General features: G+C 34.2%; 1 protein-coding gene. It reads right to left on the minus strand.

All coding sequences use genetic code 11. The features are described from left to right. Nucleotides 1-672: 672 nt before the first annotated feature. On the minus strand, nucleotides 673-1,050 hold the full coding sequence (locus F947_RS00235; RefSeq protein ID WP_004968775.1) for a hypothetical protein: 378 nt from the start codon (nucleotides 1,048-1,050) through the stop codon (nucleotides 673-675). Between the last annotated feature and the right edge of the window lie 235 nt (nucleotides 1,051-1,285).

Here is a 1,285-nt window from a genome sequence, read left to right on the forward strand (position 1 = left end):
TGACATGCTCCCCATTAAATCACCGGTTTAGTACGGAGTATGTCAACGCTCTTTGGGGGTTACATCATTCAAATTGTTAAGGTCGATAAACCTAGTTTAATAGGAGCTATAACGCTTTCTACACAAGGCTTTCAGCTTACCTAAAAGCATTTAAAAACTTTAAAATAATTAAAAGCCAAGGGAATGAAAAATTGCCCTTGGTTTTCGCTACGCTCAAACTCTATTGAATCTCGCTTTCGCTCGATCTAGGTGCAAATATTTACATGTAATTTACGCTTATTTAGGCTTCTCAGCCTAAAAAGCTGTTTTTCAGGGAGTCTAGACGCGACTTTTCGTTGTGTCGCTCGTAGACACTCGCTAAACAAACTATTGATTATTAGTAGTTATATTTTTATTCACTGACATAAAAAATGATATCCATTAAATATCGGAAAATGTCATTGTATAAGGCTGTAAGCCTTATACTGCAAGGGTTACAGAACTCTGAATAAGCAATAAATTTTATTCTGCTCAAAAGATCGTAGTGATGACTTTTGATTCCATATTTCAGCAATAGAAAAAAAGAATACCCTGCATTTGGCTTTATTTGGCGATTTAAGCCAAATTTTTAATTTTCCTGTATTTCTCATAATCTTTTTTAAAATAATGTCTTTTATGCGATCTGGTGGCTTTTTAGGGGCGCTTTAGTCCTAGACCAATACTCATATTGGGCTTACTGAAATATTTTTCGCTTTCTTTTTGGATTGCTGCTTTGTGCTCAGGTGAACCAAAAACATAATCTTTCGTATTGCTATCAGGTTTGATCGGATCTTGTTTACTTTCTGAATGCTGCTTTCGAGCAGGGGATGTTTCGACCTGTTTTTTTACTTTAGAAGTATGGGCATTTTTGTACCGTGCCAGATAGACTGAAAACTGGTTGACGCTCAGAATCAGTCCATATTCTTTTTCTAAAATTGCAGTCACTTCTTCATAAGAATATCCCTGTTCTCTGAGTTCAAAAATTTGGGGTAACAGGCGGATAAAGGCTTTAGATTTGATTTTTGGCAGCACGTTCAGATGTTTCCAATTGGATTTATTATTTTGATAGTAAATTGTTAGTGAATTGATTGCAAGTTGATATATTTTCAGTAGTAAATTCCTTATTTTGATACCTAATTGATATACTTTTGATAACTTTTTGATAGTAAATTAGTAGTGAATTGATATATACGCCCTTTTTTCTGTTTTTCGCTCTAAATTCTGCTCTAAATTGAAGAAGGATTTTTGACGATTTTTAGGTATACAC

The organism is Acinetobacter towneri DSM 14962 = CIP 107472, from assembly GCF_000368785.1.
GTDB lineage: Bacteria > Pseudomonadota > Gammaproteobacteria > Pseudomonadales > Moraxellaceae > Acinetobacter > Acinetobacter towneri.